This window comes from Gimesia panareensis, from assembly GCF_007748155.1.
Lineage (GTDB): Bacteria > Planctomycetota > Planctomycetia > Planctomycetales > Planctomycetaceae > Gimesia > Gimesia panareensis.
Window position 1 is genome coordinate 3,459,100 of sequence record NZ_CP037421.1, and the last position, 20,565, is coordinate 3,479,664.

The window sequence follows — 20,565 nt, forward strand, 5'->3', positions numbered from 1 at the left end:
TCACAGGGTAGCACTCACCACCAGTGCCCCGGAAAGGAGTAATTCGTCTGAGATCGAGAGGAACACGACTAGTTCGGCACGCGACCGGGTCGCAAAGTACGGGCATACGCGGTTGCCAGAGCCCGGATGTTGGTGCCGTACACTTTTGTGACAGCATTCACCGGCGTAGTTCCGCTCTTAAGCTCCTTCAGCAGCGCCGCCATCTTGGGCAGCCCCCCGTTATTGATCAGGAACTCCACCAGCGTGAACCCGACCGCCGTTGTCTCGGAAGGAGAAAAGGTCCCTTCCGCCACGAGTGCTTCCGGACGCTGCACCTTGGGAGCCGCCTCCAGTGCCTGCTGCCTGAGTGATTCGAAATAGGCCTGGCTGGTGGACGCCTTGGAAGCGAGCAGCATGCCCAGTCCCCGGGATGCCCACATGGGAACATCCCCTGCTCCACGCTGAATGGCCGCATTCGTCAGCCCGGCCATCAGGTTGGTCTGCAATCCGGGAGAGGTCGCATTCGCCTCGTCTCCCACGTCCTGCAGCACCAGATACGCATCCAGCGAATTTGGGGTCACCTTCGTGTGCCAGGTTGTCTCATTTCCCACGCGGCGGTCTTCGATGGTCTGGTTGAACTCGGAATAACCGAAGCGATCTTTGAAGACATAGACCGCCAGCTTGCCGCGCCAGAACGGTTTCTGTTTTTCATTGAACAGTTTTCTCAGATCTTCGACCTGAGTGGTTGCCCAGCCGCTGATCTGCTTGAGACGATCCATGCCCACATTGCCGTAGAAAATGAAATCGTCCGTCTCCAGCATTTCAGCCGGTTCATTATTGATGGCCCGTTTCCAGGTCGGCTCCAGGGTATCGCGACGCAGTTTGGCGAACTCTGTGGGCGACATGTTCGCCAGTTCTGCCATCCGTTTTTCTTCATCGGTCGGCACCATTTGCCGCAGGTTGCCTTTGGGATCTTTGCCGTCAAATTTGGCGCCCTCAGCAATCCAGGTTTTCAGGTCCTGGGCATTTTTGCGTTTGAGCAGTGCCTGTCCCTGTGGCATTTTGATCGGATCCTGCAGCCCCACCAGGTGCCACAGCCGGCTGTCATCCGGTTTGCCGGGAACGATCACTTCCCCAGTGTCACCGCCACGCAGAATGTCTTCGAAGGTCACGACGGAAAAACCACTGCGGGGATTCGCTCCGCTGTGACACCGCATGCAGAAATCGAGCATCCAGGGCGCGACGTCTTTCATGAACGACACTTTTTCATCACCGGTCGCCATCACGACCTTCACCGGCATCTTTTTCTCTTTGGTTGAGGCACCGATGGGATCGGTTTCTTTTGTACCATCAAAGCGGGCCCCTTCCGCAATCCAGCGGGCAATCAGCTGAATCTGTTCCCGATCCAGTGCGGGACCATTCTTCGGCATCCGCTGATTGTCGGGCGCAATCAGTTTGCGCACGATCAGACTCGCATTCGGGTTTCGCGGCACAAGCAGCAATCCGCTGCGTCCCCCCTTCCGCATGTCGCCAAATGTACTCAGTTTCAGATTGGCGCTGCTCCGCTGGTCGCCATGACAGCTCACGCACTTTTCTTTCAGGATCGGTGCAATCTGCTCTTCAAAACTGACCCCCTGGTTACCGGCTGCCGGCTTGTTCCCGCCGGTTCCCATCGCCTTTTCCAGAAAGGTCCGCCGCAGCGCGATCAGTTTCTTAGTGCTGACCATGACCACATCGGTTTCGGGAATCATTGCATCCTGGGCCAGCTTGTCAAACTTCCCTTCCTCTTCGTCGATCGCGGTCTTGGCTTCATCGAACTTCTTCTGTCGGATCAACAGCGACACCTTTGTCAGGTTCCGTTTGATCGAAGCCAGCTCCTTGCGTTGCTCACTGGTCAGCTTGGCTGCATCAGCTGAAACCAGGTTCATCCCCAGAACCAGCATGACGACGCAAACCAGACGCACGGCACGGACAGACCAGAATGACATAACAATCCCCATTGTTTTTATTTTGAAAGTGTGGGCGAGTGACGAGATCACATCGAGCTGGCACTCCCCTGCTCCGGCACTGTTCAGATCAGACGCTCGCTGGCTCGATAGAACGGTTCCGGCAGGAGGCTGGCAGCCCAAGTCCATTGTTTTCAGTATAATACGGCGGCAGGTGAGTTAAAAGATCTGAATCAGCCGAATCAGAAATCTTCACCGCTTCCCTGCGCTGTGCTCTGTAATTGAACCTCCACTCCCTGCTCTGAATTCGCTGCTTTTTCGGCTCGCAATCCAGAAACCGAGTATTTTTCCGGCACTGATCCAAGACAATCCCGCCTCCGGTTGTCTATAATCAATTCAGAGGAAATATCTCGATAACCTGTTAATCCATCATTACTTTGACTATGTCACTCCCTGCCGAATTATCCCGGAAAACGGATCAGCTCCAGCAGATTCTCGCGGAAATGGACCGAATCATCGTCGCCTTTTCGGCCGGCGTGGATAGTACTGTCGTTGCCAAAGCTGCATTTCTCGCACGGGGAGACCAGGCCCAGGCTGTCACCGCGGTCAGCCCCAGCCTGGCAACAGGAGAAAAAGAAGAAGCGATCCGTCTGGCAGAACTGATCGGCATTCCACATCGACTTGTTTCCACATCCGAATTCACAACCCCGGAATATCGGGCGAACGCTTCCAACCGCTGTTTTTTCTGCAAGACCGAACTCTACCAGATCCTGAGCCAGGCCATCGCCCTCGACGAATGGCAGGGCGCGACGCTGGTCAACGGTGCGAACCTGGATGACCGCGGCGACCATCGTCCCGGCATGCAGGCAGCGGCCGATTTTGAAGTCCGCAGCCCTCTGATTGAAGCGGGCCTGACCAAAGCCGAGGTGCGCGAGCTGGCCCGACACTGGGAACTGCCGATCTGGAACAAGCCGGCACACCCCTGTCTCTCCAGTCGCATCGCTTATGGCGTGGAAGTCACTGAAGAACGGGTCCGCCGAATCGACGCTGCCGAGCGGTTCCTCCGCGAAGAATTCGACATCCTCGAACTGCGGGTCCGGCTCGAACCACAGGAACTGGCGCGGATCGAAGTCCCCCTCGACCAGATTCCCCGCCTGACCACCCCCACTGCCCTGCCCCGGGTCACTCAAAAATTTCTCGAGCTCGGCTTTCAGAATGTCACCCTCGATCTGCAGGGATTCCGTTCCGGGAGCATGAACTCGTTTCTTTCCATTGAGGAATTACAGATAGCCGCTCAAAAATCATAAGTCACCGCAGTGAACAACACGACAGTCCAGCCGGTGATGCAAACCGTGATCTCCACAGCAACACATGACAAGGAATAACCCAGTGGCCCCGCTTGATCCCGCTTTTATCGATCTTCGCAGTGATACCAAAACCAAACCGACGGCCGAAATGCTGCAGGCCATGATGACCGCAGAGCTCGGCGACGACATGAACGGCGAAGACCCGACCGTCAATCGCCTGGAAGCCATGATCTGCGACATGCTCGGCATGGAAGCAGCCGTCTTTGCCTGCTCGGGAACGCAATCCAACCAGATGGGCGTGCGTGCCCACTGCCTGCCCGGAGACGAACTGCTGATTCACGAACTCGGACACATCGCGATGTTCGAGGGGGGCGGCCCCGCGATTTTAAGTGGCGTCTCCTGCCGTACCCTGACTGGTGAGAAAGGCATGCTCGCGCTGGAAAACGTGCGGGGCAAAATCCGTGCAGACGATCAGCATCTCTGCCGCACCCGCCTGCTCTGCGTCGAAAACACCACCAACGCCGGCGGAGGCCATTATTACCCCCTCGACCAGCTGACAGAAATCTGCGACTGGGCACACGAGAACGGTTTGAAAACCCATATGGACGGTGCCCGCGTCTTTAATGCGACCATCGCCGCCGGGTATTCGATTGCAGAGGTCTGTAAACCGCTCGATACGATTTCGATCTGTTTCTCCAAAGGACTGGGCTGCCCGATGGGTTCGATCCTCGCCGGCCCCAAAGAAGAAATCGCCAAAGCCCGCCGCTCCCGCAAAGTCTTTGGTGGTGCCCTGCGTCAGGCCGGCATCGTCGCAGCGGCCTGCATCTATGCCCTCGAAAATAACATCGAACGCCTCCAGGAGGACCACGACAACGCCCGCTTCCTGGCCGAACAGCTGTCGCAGATCGAGGGCATTTCCATCAATCCCGCTGAGACGGAGACCAACCTGGTCTTCTTCGATATCGCCCCGGAACGGGGAAATGCAATGCAGCTTTCCGCAGCTCTGAAAGAGCTGGGCGTCGGTATCGGCGCAATGGGCGAAACCCGCCTGCGGGCCTGTACCCATCTGGATATCACCCGCGAACAGATCGAACAGGTCGCCCCGGCTATCCAGAAGGCCCTGCAACAGGGGCTGGAGAAGTATAAGGGGATCGCCACCGGCCCTTATGCCCGGGGATAAAGAACCCTAAAGCGTTACGAAAATACACCTTAGGGCACAATTGTCGTTTCGATGGTTTTGGGTGAGTCTGCCTGCGTGGAATAATCCGCATAATCGTTACCAGCAGCCGGGTCCTCTGTCCAAAGGCTGATTTCCCCTGTGCAGGTTAAACTTTTCCCTCTGCGATCGTCGATGGAATTAAGGTTCAAACTCCCCTCAACGAATGAGGCAGTAACGACATAGGAACATGTCTTACATTTAAGCCCTATCTTATTTTACATCATTGAGCTGGAGGATGTGCAGGAAGCCATTCTACATTCAATATTGAATTGACGACCTGCTGAAAACAGGTGTTCTTTTGCATCATTATGACGCAAAGCCACTTGAAATCAGCGAATTCAATGAAAGAATTGGCCATGACTGCAGACTACCAGTTGAATCGATCCCCCTTCTTACGATATCATGAACCCCATACAGTAACTAATGGTCGGGAACAATCGATCCCGTCTGGTTCAGGATCACGTGACAGGGGGAACGCCGCCATGGATGTCAACGGCACCAGTTCTATTTCCGGATCTCTGCCTATCAGTAAGCAGACTGGTCCGAGCAACACCAACATCAATAAGACGCCTGATTCGAAGCCGATCTCCTCTCCCCAGGATAAACTGGAGATTTCTTCCGCCGGGCGTATGCTGGATGAAATGACGAACAACTCCGATATGCGTGCAGAGCGGTTGGCACAAATCAAGGCAGCCATTGACGACGGGACCTACGAAACGGATGAGAAACTGGAAGCAGCCCTGGGGCGGCTTCTGGATCAGATTAACGATTCCGAATAACCCCGTCCCGGCGCTGTAGTAGAGACTTTTGACGAGGAAGAGATAAACCGTGCTCAATTTTGAAAGCCTGGAAATCGCTGTTTCTCCTACCGAGAAATTCAGGGAGTACCTGGCCACAAAGGGAAAGAGATTAACTCAGGAACGTGAGTTGATCGTTGCCGAAGTTTTCTCTTCCCACGAACATTTCGACGCAGAACAGATGGTCGAGCGGATGAAGGCCCAGAAAACCGGACGCCGCGTCAGTCGCTCCACCGTCTACCGCACCCTGAGCTCGCTGGAAGACGCCGGCCTGCTCAGAAAGGTCGCGCGGACCAACGATCGCGATGTCTATGAGCACGATTACGGCTACCCGCAACACGATCACTTTATCTGTAAAAGCTGCGGGGAGCTCTTCGAATTCCACAATGAGGAAATTGCAGATCTGCTCGAAAAACTTGCAGAGCAGATCAATTTCCGCATGAGCGAACACCGCCTGGAAGTCTACGGCATCTGCGATGAATGCTCCCGGCCTCCACAGCGCCGCCATAAGAAGCTGGACCTGATCTGAGCTTGGTATATGAGGTCGGAACACGAAGTTCCCCCCTGCTCTGCAGAGACTCACCTGCGTTTGATCGGAATCGACCGATAGATCCGCAATAACAGCAGCAGACCGATGAAGGCCCCCAGTGCGATCCCGCCAATAATCGCCAGGCCGGTCACATCGCCGAACAGCCTCCGGATCGAAAATTCCGGTGGGGCTCCCGGCACTGCAGACGGCCATTCCGCCAGCCAGATCCATTTCCACCCCATCAATACAATCAGCGTCGCTGCGCACAGATAAGGTCCGTAGGGGAGATAGGTCTTACCGGTCGTTATCCGCGTCAGAAACCCGATCAGTAAGCCGCACAAGGGAGCCAGCAGCAGGATGGGTAGAATCGGCTGCCAACCCAGAAAGCTGCCCACCATCGCCATCAAAGTCACATCGCCCAGTCCCAGTGCTTCCTGTCCCAGCAACACGGATGAAATCAGACGCACGCCCCAGGTCAGTCCCCCGCCTGCCAGAAGACCCGCCAGACTCCACGCCAGACCGTGCCAGTGGGAGTGGGCTTTAATCCACTCCGGGATGTAAGGGCCGGCCAGCCCCGGAATTGCCTGGTTCCAGTCGACCCAGAAATGGATGATCTGCAGCTGCCCCGCCAGCGTGGCTCCGATCACGCCGATCAGCATTCCCGGAACGGTAATCTGGTCGGGAATCAGGTACTCCCGAAAGTCGATGCTGGTCGCCGCCACCAGCAGGGTGAGTAGAACGTAATGATAGAGCAACCGCCATTCAAACATCCCCTCGGGAGGTCGTACTGAGTCCACATCCAGGCAACGAAAATGCACTGCCATCAGATAATAGAACGCGAACAGCAATCCGGTCCCCATTTCCAGCAGAAACTCGGAACGGGGCAGACGCTGTGAACAGGCAGGACAGCGGTTTCCCAGCGGGATCCAGCGGAGGATCGGAATCAGCTTCCAGCGTAAAATGCGCGCACCACATGCCTCACAGCGCGACAATTTTTGTGCATCCGGCTTGAGCGACATCCGTCTGACCCAGGCATTTATCCCCTGCCCGACAATTGCTCCCAGCACAAATAACACGCCACAAGGCACCAGAATCACCAGTTCCGGAGGCAAAACAGTATCCAAATGTTTAATCTGAAAGTTCATCATATCTTAAACAAACCGGGATAAAACCTGCGTTTTCACAGGTGATTTTAGTGCAGCGCTTTGTTAGACTGTCGCGTTAACTGGTTTGACCGCATGATCATGCTGAATGTGAATATGGTGAAGTCTGTAAGCAGTAATGGCAATTGCCGTTGCTCAAAAAAATCAAATTAGCGGAAACTGCTGACAGAAGTACTCTGCTAAGTTGATGAATTCATAAGCAGATCATCAGTGCAAACTGGCTACAAAAAGCGCTCGCTCACTGCTTTTTACAATTCAATGCGCTCAGAAAGGCCCCTGTAATGAGGAGAGTCTACAGACTTCGTACGTACTGCACAATTTTTACACTCTGTCTTGGTTTATTCGCCAGCGGTCCGCTATTTGCTGACGAAACACCCAGTGCCCCGCCGCTCGGTTCGAGTGCCGAAGCACCTGCCCAGGAAGAAGCTGCTGTCGAATTCAGCAATGCAGATATTGCCTGGATGATGGTCGCTTCAGCACTGGTACTCATGATGACGGCTCCCGGGCTGGCTCTGTTTTATGGTGGTCTGGTTAGAAAGAAGAACATTCTGGGCGTAATGATGCAATGCGTCTTCCTGATGGGACTGATGTCCGTCATCTGGGCACTCTGGGGTTACAGCCTGGCCTTTGGATCCGACATTCTCGGCGGATTCGTGGGAGGGTTTGACCACGTGCTTCTCAAAGGGGTCATTCCCAGCTGGCAGGATGGCGCAGTTGTCATCCCGGCCAATGGCTCGATTCCCAAAGCCCTGTTCATGGTCTTCCAGATGATGTTCTTCATCATTACTCCGGCCCTGATCTGTGGTGCTTTTGCCGAACGAATGAAATTCAGCTCTATGGTAGTCTTCTCCATCCTCTGGGGAACCTTTATTTACTGCCCCATCGCCCACTGGGTCTGGTCTGATACAGGCTGGCTCTGTGAGTGGAACAAAAACGCCCTCTACCCTGCCTTTGACTTTGCCGGCGGCACCGTTGTGCATATCAGCTCCGGATTTTCGGCACTGGTCTGTGCGATTCTGCTGGGCAAACGACTGGGTTACGGTCAGGAACCGATGCCACCTCACAACTTGACATACACATTTATTGGTGCCACGATGCTCTGGGTCGGCTGGTTCGGATTCAACGCCGGTAGTGCTGTCTCAGCGAACCCGGCCGCAGTCAATGCCTTTGTGGCAACGCACCTGGCCGCCGCAGCGGGGGTTCTCGCCTGGTCGGTTGCCGAATGGATCTCACTCGGGAAACCCAGCATTCTGGGAGCGTGTTCGGGCGCCGTGGCCGGACTGGTCTGCATCACCCCTGCCTGTGGTACCGTGACACCACTTTCAGGCATCATTCTGGGACTGATCGCCGGCTTTGCCTGTTACTTCGCCTGTACCACACTCAAATCCAAATTTAAATATGACGATTCACTCGATGCTTTCGGCGTGCATGGTGTAGGGGGAACGGTCGGAGCGATTCTGACCGGTGTCTTTGCCACCAAAGCCATCACGGGAAATGCGGAAGGATCGGGTTTACTGGAAGGAAACACACCGCAGTTGATTAATCAGCTCGTTAGCGTCGGGGCTGCCATCGCGATCTCCGTGATCGGCACGATTATCATCCTCAAGCTGATCGACCTGACCATGGGGCTGCGGGTCAGTAAAGATGGTGAGATTCAGGGTCTCGACCTGAGTCAGCACGGCGAGGAAGGATACATTTTCCTGTAATCATCCTGGGTCATGAGAGCCGGCCGGGTGCCGGCTCTCAGCCTCAGAATCAGGAAATGGGTCTCGACTGGCCTGGCAAACGAATACTTCTGAGAGTTTTCGGGGGAAATTAAATTGAGGTATCGAGATTTCCCCCTGGTTTCGATATAATAGTTAAGTGTGATAGTCGCTTGGGTTTCTGAAAGCGCTGAAGGAAAACCGGGCATTTTTCTGGGAGTATGATTCCGATGAAAAAAGTGGAAGCTGTCATCAGACATTTCAAGCTGGAAGAAGTCAAAGATGCTCTGACCGAAATCGGTGTACAGGGTATGACGGTGTCTGAAGTGCGTGGTTTTGGTCGTCAAAAAGGCCATAAGGAACAGTATCGTGGTGCCGAATACACGGTCGATTTCCTGCCCAAGGCCAAAATGGAAGTGATCGTTCCCGATGACCAGGTGAAAGCCGTTGTCGACACGATCCTGGAATCGGCACGGACCGGCCAGATCGGTGATGGGAAGATCTTTGTACTTCCAGTCGAAGACATCATCCGTATCCGTACGGGAGAAGCTGGAGAGACCGCTCTCTAAGAGTATGACGTAAAGCGAGGGGCCGATTTCCTGCCCCTTTTGCTTTACCTCTTATTAGAGTTGCGTTGCGTTCCCATTTAATAAAGAAGTCTTAGATGAAAAAAATTCAGGCAATCATACGGCATTACAAACTGGAAGAAGTCAAAAACGCCATTTCAGAACTTGGCATCAGTGGTATGACTGTCGGTGAAGTCCGTGGTTTTGGTCGCCAGCGCGGCCATAAAGAGACCTACCGGGGCAACGAGTACATCGTTGACTTCTTACCCAAGGTCAAAATTGAAATTGTCGTCCAGGACGACATGGTCCCTCAGACCGTCGAGACCATCACGCAGGTCGCACGTACTGGCCAGATTGGCGACGGGAAGATTTTCATCACAAACCTTGATGAAGTCATCCGAATCCGTACGGGAGAAACCGGCCCGGAAGCGGTCTGATTTGCTGACAGTTTCACATCATGATTCTCTGTTATCAGGCCAGGTAATCCTGTCAAATTTTTCGTTTCCGTCTGGAACAGAACATGTCACATACAGCGCGCTCCAGTTCTGCCCAGCAACCGTTCGTTGTCTATCGCACGCAACTCGAACAGGCCAGACAACGCGGGCGTGATCTCCTGCGCCAGGGAGCAGGCGGCCTGCAGATCGCCACAGCCATCGCGGAATCGATCGAACAACTGCTCCTCCATATCATTCAGGATCAGTTTGAGGAGCTACCCGAACCGGAACAGAAACGAATCCTGCAGAACTGTTCCATCCTCGTCATCGGCGGTTCCGGACGCGGACTGATGGCCCCCTACTCCGATGTAGACATGCTGTTCATTTATCGCAACGAGGCGGTGGACGAATTCTCGAATTTCATCGGCAATATCGTGCGCAACTGCTGGGACGCAGGCCTCAAACTGGGACACAGTGTCCGCACCATCGCCGATGCAATCAAAATGGCCCGGACCGAACCCGAATTCGCCACCGCCATGATCGAGGCCCGCTCCATCTGGGGAGATGAGAGCCTGGCCGAACAGCTGATCCGATCCTATTACCGACACGTGATCCTGTTTCGCAGACGGACCTTCTTTGAACAGTGTGTCGCAGCGCGCTGGGAAGAACGCAAGCAGCACGGCGGCGCGGTGATGCAGCTGGAACCCGATATCAAACGCTCGCCAGGGGGGCTGCGCGATATTCACCTGCTCCGCTGGACCGGGTATGCCCGCTACGGCACCGCCAATCTGGATATGCTGAGACTGGACGGTCGAATTATCAGCCGCGATGTGCGGACCCTCAAAAATGCACGCGATTACCTGCTCAAAGTCCGGATCCAACTGCACTATGAAGCCGGCAAACAACAGGACCTGTTTACCAAAGACACCCAGCTCTGGATGGCAGAACAGCGCCAGATCGAGGGCACCAATGGTCAGCGCCCCGTGGAAATTCTGATGCAGGAATATTTCCGACACAGTAAAGCGGTCGCAGAAATCACCGAACGCTTCATCAAAACACATCGCCCCCAGCCGTTCCTGTCGCGGGCCTACGATTTCCTGATGACGCACCGTTCGGACAGGATTCTCAAAATCGCCCCCGATCACCTGGATGTGGTCCCCAAATACAGAAACGAAGTCTGCAACAGTCTCGAAGAAATTCTCAAACTGTTTGATACCGCCTCACTCTACGGTATCTCGATTGCCCCCGATCTGCTGGACACCATCCGCGAATCGGCCTTGAAACTGCCCCCTGCGATTACCAACCGGTCCATCGATCTGTTTCGCGCGATTATGAATCGCAGTAACCAGTTGGGGCCGACCTTAAGAACCATGTCGGAAACCGGGATCCTCAACCTGTTGATCCCCTATATGAAACATGCCTACTGCCTGCTGCAGTTCAACCAGTATCACAGCTACACGGTTGACGAACATACCTTCCGCGCCATCGAAGCCGCGGAATCATTCGCCGATGACGACTCCGCCCTGGGGAGTTCCTATCGCAATATCGATGAAAAAGACATTCTGAATCTGGCCATCCTGCTGCACGACATCGGGAAAGGCTATGGTGAAGACCACTGCAAAATGGGAGCCATGATCGCAACAGATACCGCGGTTCGACTGGGCCTCAAGGAGGAAGAGCAGAAACTGCTCGTCTTCCTGGTCTTTGAACACCTCAACATGGCACACCTGGCTTTCAGGCGGGATATCTCCGATCCGGATATTCTGTTTGAGTTCAGTCAGAAAGTCGGCAGCCCGGAAAAACTGCGAATGCTCTACGTCCTGACCGCCGCCGATATCACCGCCGTCGGTCCCGGCGTATTCACCGACTGGAAATCGGAACTGCTGGCTGACCTGTATGAACGGACCATGCTGCTGCTCGGCGGGAAACATTCACGCTACAACCGGGATCAGAGACTGGCCCGCGTCAAACAGCGGGTCCGGAATCACCTCGATCTCCCCCAGGTTCTGGATCATGAAGAGGATCCCGATAGCTGGTTTACGGAACTGTTCAACTCGTTCTCGCCCCATTACCTGCTCGTCAATTCCTCCGAGCGGATTGCTGCCGACATTCAAATCCTCCGCGATCTGCCTCCCGATGAGATCGTGGTCGAAGGCGAGTTCGAACCCGACACCGGCACGGTCAATTACCATGTGATCGCCCCTGCCCTGTACTCTCAGCGCTGCTTCCACCGCATGGTCAGCGTGTTTACTTCCCGGCGGATGGAAATCATTTCCGCCCAGATCACCACCAGTGCCTCCGGAGGTGTCGTCGACAGTTTCCGGGTGATCGACCACGACTATGCAGACGAAGTCCCCTTGAGTCGCATTGAAAAAATCGAAGAGGAAATCCGCAAGGCGGTCAAAGGGGAAAGCGATGCCAAAACCATGTTCCTCTCGAATCAACGATTCCATGAGACGTCCAGCCTGAGTGGAGAACTCGATCTGGGACGCGTGGAAATTGACAATCATTCTTCCAAACGCTGCACGATCATTGACGTGATCGCACACGACCGGACCGGACTGCTCTACATCGTCTCCCGGGCCATCAGTCGCATGGGCCTCTCCGTCGTGATGGCAAAAATTTCAACGCACCTCGATCAGGTTGTGGACGTTTTCTATGTCATCGATGAGCAGGAACAGAAAATTGTTGATGAGGAACGGCTGCAGGAGATCAGACAGCAGCTGGAATCGACTCTGCACGACTTCGAACTGGAAGGCTACAAACGCTACCAGCGCGTCTGAGTCGGCATCAGAGTTACTGCCAGAGTCTGGCGGACGATTCCTGTCAGCCGGGAATGACTTCCAGAAATGTCATTTCGCTCTCGACGATGATCTCACAGTCGGAGGCAGCCGCAGGCACGAGCAGCGTCTTTCCCTGAGTCAGCTCATAGCTTTCCGCACTGCAGTCGAGCTGGCCGGTGCCTTCGAGCACGATCAGAATCTGTGCCCGGTTCAGGGAAGGCAACCGTAAAGAACGGGCAGCACGATGACGGCGGATCGTAAAACAGGACGACTCCAACAGATCCTCTATGGTGTGTTCCTGAACCTGTCTCAACTGTGGCTTGAGCAGATCGACGGGACCGCGCTGGAAGTTGATACTTTCAAAAGCCTGCTCCACGTGCAATGGTCGTGGCTGGCCTGACTGATCCAGTCGATTCCAGTCAAACAGTCGATACGTGATATCGCTGGTCTGCTGAACCTCCGCCAGCAAAATCCCCTCGCCGATCGCATGCAGGGTTCCCGCGGGAATGAAGACGCAATCCCCTGGACGAACCGGATAGCTGTGCAGACACGCTTCCACCCTGCCCTGCTCCAGTTGTGTTCTGAGTTCATCTGCATCAATGCCCGCTTTGAGACCGGCATAAATCCGGCTGTCGGGTGCTGCATCCAGAATCACCCACGCTTCTGATTTCCCGGATTTACGGGCATCAAAATGGGGCTGATGCGAATCATCCGGGTGGACCTGCAGGGAGAGTCGATCCGTCGCATCGATGAATTTGATCAAGAGCGGAAACGTCGAATAACAGGTTCCCGCCCCATACATCGCCTGCGGGTTTTGGCCGATCACTTCGGCAAGCGTGCAGCCAGCATATTCACCGCTGGCAATCAGCGTCGGCGCTTCTGGATGATCAGACAGCTCCCAGCTTTCCCCGTAATCACCTTCCAGGCCAATCGGTTTATGCAGAATCGTGCCCAGACGCTCCCCGCCCCACCGGCTCCGCTTCAACAGAGGCGTGAACTCCAGTGGTAACAGCGTGGCCGTCGATTGGACTTCTTGCAATGACATAACAGTGGAAAAGCAATACCAGATAACAAGATAGACAGGATGGAAAAGATGGAAGACCTACTTATCCTAATCCACGAATCCTGCCAAATGCAACTATAATCATACGAATTGGGGGTTCCGGAGTCTCTGTTTTTTCGGCTGTTTTCGGGGAATTCCTGATCTTGAAGAGTTCCAATTGCCATAAACGGGATCTCCTGTTAATCTCTCCCCCCCTGACGCAAAAACCGAGCCCCACAATTGAAACTATTGTACACTACCCGGTCTCCTGTAAAGCACAGCTTTCGGCCGACCGGCTCCAGCTTCACTACGAAAGGTGCTTACGTGGCAGACCTGGTAACCCGAACTTCCGATGTGGAACTTTCCATCGGTGATACAATTCAGGTTGGCGATCAGTTTTTAACGGTCGTGGATATTGAGGGAGACGAAATTCTGTTTCAACTGGACACAGAGAACCCGGCTGAGCGCGATGCCTCATCCGGATCCAACACACGATCCTGTCGATAGCAGCCAAATCATTTCGAGAATGCTAGTTAAACTTCCTCTGCAAACCAGCTGTCCCCATTTCAGCCTGGCTCCTCTCTGTTTTTCTCTGGGGTGGATCCGCCGGGAACAGACACCAGGTAGAGACCGCGGGAACTTCCAGCAGTTTCTCACGTGTTCTGTGAATGATCGTCTCAAATCGGGGTGAGTCCTTCAGCCAGATCGTCGACTGTTCGTCTGCATAAACCTGCTTCCAGTCAGTCCGCTTTTTTAAATAGCCCTGCACAGCTTCAGCTGCGGGCAGCAACAGGATTTCTGTCGGGTAATCGTCCAACAGCGGGGTCGGCCCTTGAGAGTCAGCATTCAGTCGTTGAAATGCAATCAGCTCCTGCTCCAGTCGGGCGGAATAGATGGTCCGGTATCTGCCATCGAAGGCAATCTTCGATTCCGGAAAGGTCTGCCAGATGACATATTGCCCCCAGCCATAGTCGGTCAGAATATTACCTTGCAGCCCGTTCCGTTTCAGAACTGTTATTGCTGCCACCGGCATGCCCGGAGCCTGACTCCGGGTTTCCACACCGATCTGCCAGGGAGGAACATTCTGCTGCCAGAGTTTGACTACGGTGTGCACTCCCAGACCATAGATACACAACGTAATGCTCCCCACCAGCAGCATCCGCAGTCCGGCTCTGTGCGTCCCCGCCCACTGCTGATGCAGACGCGGAAACAGTTTACGAAGCGCATCCGACAAGGGAACAGGCAACAGAATCATGACGGCAATCGCGAGCAGTGCTACATGCCTGATATGACTGACCGCCTGATAGCCCACGACAACAATCAACAGCAGATCAATCCATTCCCACTTGCGTGACCCCAGAAAAGCCAGGCTGATCAGCAGAAAGGGAATGTAATACATTAAGGCCTGACGGGCTTCCCACAGTGGTATCCACTCCCGCACAATCTGTTTGGTGATGAGATGATCCCACAGCATCTGATGCAGACCGACGCCGTAAGGATTGATCAGAGTCACGCCCCAGGCGAAGCTCACCACGAACGCCAGTCGCCAGAAATCAGCCTGACGATATTTTCCTCGAAGTGCCTGCCAGCCCATCCAGCCCACGACAAGTCCCTGGATACCGACTCCAGCCAGAAAACCGCCATGCGAATTGGCCCAGAACAGCATCAACACGGGTAGATACCAGATCACTTTTAATTGCGGTGCCGCCAGGTAGCTGCGCAGCAGCAGCAGGGTCCAGGCAAAACAGCCAAACGTCACCAGTTGCGGGCGAATGAATACGACAAACTGGGATAAACAGAATGCGGTATAGACGAGCAGCAAGACTCCCCCCGCCAGACTAGCCTGCTGTTTTCGTAGTGCCAGCCAGCCCGGAATCAGTATCATCAGCAACCAGAAATTGCGCCAGAGCCAGAGCCCGGGATTCTGAAACCGGTGCCAGAGCCACCCGAAGGAATCCTCAGAAAACCACTCGTGATTGATCCAGACGGCACCAGGTTCCGTGTAACAGAACGGATCGGTTCGTTCCACCAGCACATGGGCATCCAGGGCCCGCAAGCCATAGAGGGTATGTCCCCACAGATCGGGATCAGCAATCGTCACAGTCGCCGTCAGAAACAGGCAGGCGCACCAGACCAGCCCGATCGAAATCAGCCATTCCCGCTGACTCATGATCCACGTTTCAGACTTGAGAGCTGACTCAGATTCGGCCACACGGATTCCTCAATAAAAAAAGATCTGCACGCGAAGGCACAGATCTTTTTGTATCAATTCAATTTTCAGTCCGTCACATTTCAGACAGCCGTTATTTGCTTTTCAGAATGTCTTCCAGACTGGGAAGTTCATTATGAATCGGTTCCAGACCGGGGACACCGTCACCATCAGCCGGAGCTTCTTCATAAGCCGTCAAATCGATCTGCTCATAAATCCGTTCAAACATTTTGTGAGCATAAGGGGCTTTGGGATTACCCCCCAGGGCAATAATCTCTCCCCGCTGACGCAAAATGTTGGTGTAGTTATAGGGCCGGAAGTAGTAATAGCCGTGATAAGCCGGAGTGTATGGATAGTGGGGATACATATCACCCGTCGTTTTCCAATCCCCCCAGCAACGTTTCTTCAGCTTACAGTGGCCATTACAGAAACTGCTGCCACAAATTCCACAATATCCATCACCTGACTGACAGTTCCCGTCAGACATGCACTGATGAGAAGCCGGGTAACTGCATTCGTGTGATACCTGAGAAATGGTTGCGGGAGCACTGACTGTGTTGGCTGGCACGACTTGACCGTCAGACTGCCATACACTCAGACCAATGAGCAATGCAATACTCGCATTCATGAGACCACCTTTTATATTTTTATGTTGTATCTACAACTTAACTGGTAAGGTTAACTGGTGGATCACCTCTAAATAGTACTCTGGATTGAACACACTCTGGCCCCAGAGCAGGAGCTCTCCCACCATAGATCAGTTTCGACTGTTGTGGGATTCCAGATAAAGTAGAAAACTGCTGAAATCCCCAAAATCTCTAAATTTGTACATTCTCGGACAGATGGCCCAAAAAATATCAATCTGAAATAATGATTGTTCCGATAGAACTGATGCTGTGGGATTTGTGTGATGAGTTTCCCTCAGTCAAGGTACTATTTTTAGTCTGTGACTATCAAGCGGGATTTGTGATCTCTGTAACTTAAGCAGGAAACACAATCCAAAACAGATTTTCTGACTACGACTGACACCCCGGAATGATTTATTGAATTCACCTCAGTCCTGATCAAGACTGCTCCAGGATCTGAGTTACAACAATACAAACTCCAAACTGACGACCAAAGGATTGGGAGACGAGTATGTCTATAAACGCCTCATGGAAAAGACGCACAATGCTGGCAATCGCCTGCGGTGTTGCTCTCACGGCTTCGCCCCTTGCTGCACAGGTCCCGCCAGCTCCTCCTGTTCCGGGAAAAATGAAAACCAAAAGCTTCAAGGCCGGTGCAGCAAAGAAAACCAAACCGGTTGCGAGCACGAAAATTAAAGAAAAAGTTCATCAGCTCGTTGATCAGATCTACGAATCTGAAGTCGACCTGACTGTACAGCAGCGACATTCCAAAATTCTGAAAATGAAGTTGGACGTCTTCCGGGTAGCGATCGCTGATCCGACCAAAATTGAAGTCGTTGCCTTCGGGTCACAGGAAGTCGAAGTCATCGGTAAAGAAACCGGTACCACGACCATGACCCTCTGGCTGGGAGAAGAAGCCAATCCGCAAATCCTGAGTGTCCAGGTAAAAGTGGAAGGTGACAACTCAATCGAAGACCTGCGTCGGATGGAATACAGCGAGTTCCAGAAGATGATTAACGAGTTCTTCCCCAACAGCAAAATCCAACTCATTCCATTCGCAGACAAACTGATTGTGCGGGGGCAGGCTCGTGATGAGCAGGAAGCCGTACAGATCATCTCAATCATCCGTGCCCGTTCCGGCTCCGGTAGCAACATGGGTGGAAACGGTTCCGGCGGCGGATCACTCTTTGTCGATGGTCAGGCTGCAGATCCCTTCCCGGATGGTGCCAAGCTGCCGGAAGCCACTGTGGTTGACATGCTCAAAGTACCCGGCGAAAAGCAGATTATGCTCAAAGTGCGGATCGCACAGCTGAATCGTTCTGCCGCCCGTACTGCCAGCACCGACCTGATCGTTCAGGCGGGTGAATTTGGCTGGAGCCAGATTTTCACGGGTGTCGCTCAGAACCTGGCGAACGGTGGTACCGGACTGGTAACCGCTTCGCTCAACAGTAAACACGTCGATCTGTTTATCTCGGCACTGGCCCAGAACGGATATGCCAAGATTCTGGCTGAACCGAACCTGGTGACAATCAGTGGCCGTCCGGCCATGTTCATCTCAGGTGGTGAATTTGCTGTACCAACTGTGGTCGGAGTCGGGGGTGCCCAGGCTGCAACCACAACCTTCAAAGGATTTGGTACTCAGTTATCCTTCCTGCCAACTGTACTCGATAAAGACCGCATTCGCCTGCAGGTGACTCCGACCTTCAGTGAAGTCAACCCTTCACTCTCGGTCAACGGAATTCTGGGTCTGAATACCCAGTCCGTCAGCACCACCGTCGATCTGCGTGAAGGTCAGGTCCTGGCCATCGCCGGTCTGATTCAGGAACAGCAGCGGGGAGACTTGAACCGCGTGCCCTTCATCGGAGATATCCCGCTGGTGGGACCACTGTTCTCGAACAAATCAGTTCAGCGGGATGAAACCGAGCTGATCGTGCTCGTCAGTCCCGAACTGGTACACCCTCTGGAACCGGAAGATGCTCCGACTGTCCTGCCTGGTATGGAAGTGACAGAACCGGGTGATATTGACTTCTACTTTATGAATAACATCGAAGGCAAGCCGGACGTACACCACAGAAGTACGGTCTGGTACATGCAGAAGAAACGAATTCACCAGCAACAGAAAGATTACATTCATCAGACCAAATCTGATAAATACTATATCAACGGTGACTACGGATTCTCTGAATAATCATTATTACTTCGCCTGAAATGATACTAATAAAATTCCAATCACACTGGTTTTCCTCGAAGGTGTGAAAGAAATAAACAAGGGATTACACGATGTCTAAACAACCAAAAATTGCAAGTTTGTCTGCTATGGCTTTAGCAGCAATGCTGGTCAGTGGTTGCCACCATAAAGATTATCAGGCTCAGATCCCCTACGATTCTGTAGCCCCGCTGGGAACCATCAGCGATGATATCTGGCAGAAGCAGGAAGAAAACGGTGAAGCCTCTGACTTCGTCATTGTCGAAAGCGAATTCGTAGGTTCAACCGCCAAACTGAATGCGGCAGGCGAAGACCACATTAAACAGATTGCGGTCCGCATGGCTTCTACACCATTCCCTGTGGTGATTCAGCCCAGCTCCATGTCTGTCGCAGAATCTTCTGAATACAAATACCCGATTCATGGCAACGACGACCTCGACATGCATCGTCGCAATGTCATCGTCAAAATGCTGCAGGCGATGAACGTGCAGGATGCTGACGAACGCGTCGTTGTCGCTCCGGCCTTCACACCAGGCTTCGAAGGCTTCGAAGCTTACCGGGCCTACATCAATGGCTTCCGTAACAACTATAACGGCCGAGGCGGTTCTGGTGGATTCGGCGGCTTTGGCTCCGGATTCGGTGGCGGCGGCGGAATTGGATTCTTCTAAGCCAGGAGATTCCTGCTGAACAGTCTTAAAGACAGTGGACGGATTCTTCGGGGATCCGTCCACTTTTTGATAACGGTTCTAACCAGACGATTCCTGCAACAACCTCTCGAGAGTATCTGCCGAATCGCAAGACTCTCAATCTGTTGCCACTCGAAACTGAACTAAGCCTGAAAAATACGCCAGGAACACAATTATGAACAACAAAGGATTGTTTTGTTCAACCTTGATTCTCTGCACCCTCGCTTTTCAGGGCTGCACGCAGTTGAATACCCAGGTTTCCAAAGTGAAGTCTGCGCTTCCCGGTAAACACCATGAAAAAGAAGAGAACATGCTCGCTGCTGCCCGCTCCCTGGAGAGACAGAATGAGTGGATCGGGGCACGGGAGAAATATGAAACCTATCTGAAGAAGAACCCCCACAGCGTCAAGGCCTGCCATCGGCTGGGCATTGTCTGCTCGCATCTGGGAGACACCGTCGCAGCCACCCGCTACTTCACAGAGGCCAAACAGCTCGATCCCAACAATTCCGAAGTATTGAACGATTTCGGCTATGCCCTCTATCGACGGGGACAGTATGAAGCAGCGGAAAAAATTCTGGCTTCCGCGCTGCAGAATGATGCCAAAAACACGCGGATCATGAATAATCTGGCTTTGGTGGTCGGGCATCAGGGACGCTTCAAAGAGAGCTACACGATGTTCCGCAACATCATGTCGGAAGCGGAAGCCCATGCCAACGTAGCCTACATTCATACCCAGCGTGGCGAAGGAGAACTGGCACTCAAAGAATACGACCTTGCACTTACTGCAGATCCTGACCTGAAATCAGCCGGTCAGGGAGCAGCGGAACTGGCCTTGCTCAGAAACCGCATGCTGGCCCGGAAAACCGCAGAAGCAGAAGAACAGCTCGCCGCAGCGTCCAAGGAAGAACAGAAACAACCCCAGGCCAGTCCAAAACCGCCAACACAGAAGCAACCGGCGCAGCTGGTGAGCCTCAAAGCTTCTGCCGACACTCGCACACAACAACTCGAATCGCTGACACAGCAGAAGCCGGCTGTGAAGAAAGAAAAACTGATCAGCCAGGTCTCTTTGAAAAAAGAGATGAAGTCAACGGCACCGGTCAAAGTGAACCCCTTCCGAAACATCCCGGACGATCCGGCACCGGCTATGACTACAACGCGTAAACTTCCTCAACCGGCTCCTCAACAGAAACCAGTTATCGAACAGAAACCGGAAGAAGCACCTCTGGAAATCAATTCCTTCCGCGAACTGGACGAGATCGAAGAGGAAAAACCGGTCATCATTCGTATCTCAAACGAGGTTCCGGCGGCAGTAGAAAAAGAAGAAACGCTCTTCCGCTCACCGCAGGAACTTTCGAATCAGTAAACGAATG

The 20,565-nt window shown here is 53.5% G+C and carries 17 protein-coding genes; 12 read left to right on the plus strand and 5 right to left on the minus strand.

The features are described 5' to 3' along the window. Positions 1 to 68: 68 nt before the first annotated feature. The gene (locus Enr10x_RS13125; RefSeq protein ID WP_197997595.1) at positions 69 to 1,967 is read right to left on the minus strand and encodes a c-type cytochrome domain-containing protein; all 1,899 of its coding nucleotides are present in this window, start codon (positions 1,965 to 1,967) and stop codon (positions 69 to 71) included. Positions 1,968 to 2,368: 401 nt separating this feature from the next. Between Enr10x_RS13125 and larE the strand changes: the two genes are divergently transcribed. The 4 genes from larE to Enr10x_RS13145 all read left to right on the plus strand — a co-directional run bounded on the left by larE (position 2,369) and on the right by Enr10x_RS13145 (position 5,777). Beyond that, positions 2,369 to 3,232, plus strand: coding sequence for an ATP-dependent sacrificial sulfur transferase LarE (larE, locus tag Enr10x_RS13130; RefSeq protein WP_145107062.1), 864 nt, complete (start codon positions 2,369 to 2,371; stop codon positions 3,230 to 3,232). An 82-nt stretch (positions 3,233 to 3,314) separates the two neighbouring features. Next, positions 3,315 to 4,412, plus strand: a complete 1,098-nt coding sequence (gene ltaE, locus Enr10x_RS13135) for a low-specificity L-threonine aldolase (protein ID WP_232093372.1) — start codon at positions 3,315 to 3,317, stop codon at positions 4,410 to 4,412. Between the two features lie 521 nt (positions 4,413 to 4,933). After that, a complete protein-coding gene (locus tag Enr10x_RS29940; RefSeq protein WP_197997596.1) occupies positions 4,934 to 5,230 on the plus strand; it encodes a flagellar biosynthesis anti-sigma factor FlgM in 297 nt (98 codons plus the stop codon). A 49-nt stretch (positions 5,231 to 5,279) separates the two neighbouring features. Then, positions 5,280 to 5,777: a Fur family transcriptional regulator gene (locus Enr10x_RS13145; RefSeq protein WP_145107054.1), complete on the plus strand. Its 498-nt coding sequence runs from the start codon at positions 5,280 to 5,282 to the stop codon at positions 5,775 to 5,777. Between the two features lie 50 nt (positions 5,778 to 5,827). On the opposite strand, the gene Enr10x_RS13150 is transcribed toward Enr10x_RS13145, so the two are convergent. Next, complete coding sequence (locus Enr10x_RS13150) at positions 5,828 to 6,925, minus strand: prepilin peptidase (RefSeq protein WP_232093374.1); 1,098 nt, start codon at positions 6,923 to 6,925, stop codon at positions 5,828 to 5,830. 296 nt (positions 6,926 to 7,221) lie between these two features. Here Enr10x_RS13150 and Enr10x_RS13155 point away from each other — a divergent pair, with 296 nt between their 5' ends. From Enr10x_RS13155 to glnD, 4 genes are all read left to right on the plus strand, one after another. Then, positions 7,222 to 8,646 (plus strand): ammonium transporter, encoded by a 1,425-nt coding sequence (locus Enr10x_RS13155; RefSeq protein WP_145107052.1) that lies wholly within the window; start codon positions 7,222 to 7,224, stop codon positions 8,644 to 8,646. Positions 8,647 to 8,873: 227 nt separating this feature from the next. Then, complete coding sequence (locus Enr10x_RS13160; RefSeq protein ID WP_145039491.1) at positions 8,874 to 9,212, plus strand: P-II family nitrogen regulator; 339 nt, start codon at positions 8,874 to 8,876, stop codon at positions 9,210 to 9,212. A 95-nt stretch (positions 9,213 to 9,307) separates the two neighbouring features. After that, positions 9,308 to 9,646 carry a P-II family nitrogen regulator gene (locus tag Enr10x_RS13165; RefSeq protein ID WP_145107047.1) on the plus strand — a complete coding sequence of 113 codons (339 nt, stop codon included), beginning with the start codon at positions 9,308 to 9,310 and terminating at the stop codon, positions 9,644 to 9,646. Between the two features lie 83 nt (positions 9,647 to 9,729). Continuing rightward, entirely contained in the window at positions 9,730 to 12,426 is a 2,697-nt protein-coding gene (gene glnD, locus Enr10x_RS13170) for a [protein-PII] uridylyltransferase (RefSeq protein WP_145449747.1), read from the plus strand. A gap of 43 nt (positions 12,427 to 12,469) precedes the next feature. On the opposite strand, the gene Enr10x_RS13175 is transcribed toward glnD, so the two are convergent. Then, a complete protein-coding gene (locus tag Enr10x_RS13175; protein ID WP_145449750.1) occupies positions 12,470 to 13,471 on the minus strand; it encodes a type I phosphomannose isomerase catalytic subunit in 1,002 nt (333 codons plus the stop codon). A gap of 321 nt (positions 13,472 to 13,792) precedes the next feature. Between Enr10x_RS13175 and Enr10x_RS13180 the strand changes: the two genes are divergently transcribed. Continuing rightward, the gene (locus tag Enr10x_RS13180; RefSeq protein WP_145449753.1) at positions 13,793 to 13,975 is read left to right on the plus strand and encodes a hypothetical protein; all 183 of its coding nucleotides are present in this window, start codon (positions 13,793 to 13,795) and stop codon (positions 13,973 to 13,975) included. Positions 13,976 to 13,997: 22 nt separating this feature from the next. On the opposite strand, the gene Enr10x_RS13185 is transcribed toward Enr10x_RS13180, so the two are convergent. Continuing rightward, complete coding sequence (locus tag Enr10x_RS13185) at positions 13,998 to 15,638, minus strand: hypothetical protein (RefSeq protein ID WP_145449756.1); 1,641 nt, start codon at positions 15,636 to 15,638, stop codon at positions 13,998 to 14,000. 133 nt (positions 15,639 to 15,771) lie between these two features. After that, positions 15,772 to 16,044 carry a hypothetical protein gene (locus tag Enr10x_RS13190; RefSeq protein WP_145449759.1) on the minus strand — a complete coding sequence of 91 codons (273 nt, stop codon included), beginning with the start codon at positions 16,042 to 16,044 and terminating at the stop codon, positions 15,772 to 15,774. Between the two features lie 770 nt (positions 16,045 to 16,814). Between Enr10x_RS13190 and Enr10x_RS13195 the strand changes: the two genes are divergently transcribed. The 3 genes from Enr10x_RS13195 to Enr10x_RS13205 all read left to right on the plus strand — a co-directional run bounded on the left by Enr10x_RS13195 (position 16,815) and on the right by Enr10x_RS13205 (position 20,558). After that, the gene (locus tag Enr10x_RS13195) at positions 16,815 to 18,491 is read left to right on the plus strand and encodes a type II and III secretion system protein family protein (RefSeq protein ID WP_145449762.1); all 1,677 of its coding nucleotides are present in this window, start codon (positions 16,815 to 16,817) and stop codon (positions 18,489 to 18,491) included. A gap of 128 nt (positions 18,492 to 18,619) precedes the next feature. Beyond that, positions 18,620 to 19,177 carry a hypothetical protein gene (locus Enr10x_RS13200; RefSeq protein WP_145449765.1) on the plus strand — a complete coding sequence of 186 codons (558 nt, stop codon included), beginning with the start codon at positions 18,620 to 18,622 and terminating at the stop codon, positions 19,175 to 19,177. A 193-nt stretch (positions 19,178 to 19,370) separates the two neighbouring features. Further along, positions 19,371 to 20,558, plus strand: coding sequence for a tetratricopeptide repeat protein (locus tag Enr10x_RS13205; RefSeq protein WP_145449768.1), 1,188 nt, complete (start codon positions 19,371 to 19,373; stop codon positions 20,556 to 20,558). Positions 20,559 to 20,565 lie beyond the last annotated feature (7 nt).